This window comes from Escherichia sp. KCJ4928 (genome assembly GCF_004352695.1).
In the GTDB taxonomy this organism is placed as follows: domain Bacteria; phylum Pseudomonadota; class Gammaproteobacteria; order Enterobacterales; family Enterobacteriaceae; genus ECMA0423.
Genome location: NZ_SJWV01000887.1, coordinates 1 through 229, shown reverse-complemented (window position 1 = coordinate 229; position 229 = coordinate 1). Strand labels below are relative to the sequence as shown.

Below are 229 nucleotides of genomic sequence, written 5' to 3'. Positions count from 1 at the left end.
AGGTCACGGAGCATGGTATCCATGGCGGAGCGTTGTGCCGTCAGGACACCCTGATACTCCGTTTCAATGAAGGGATTGAAAAAATAGTCCAGTGCGGACTGGTTGTTGCTGCCATTCCCTTTCACGGTGAGACTCACACTCCCGCAGGTGGCACTGCCATTTGAAACGGTGACGGTATACCTGCCGTTCTCTGTCCGTGAGGATTCGCTCATGGGGGGCGTTGATGAAC

1 pseudogene is annotated in these 229 nt (G+C 54.6%); it reads right to left on the bottom strand.

From position 1 onward, the window contains the following. Nucleotides 1-229: pseudogene (locus tag E0D98_RS27765) on the bottom strand (hypothetical protein); the annotation flags it as partial.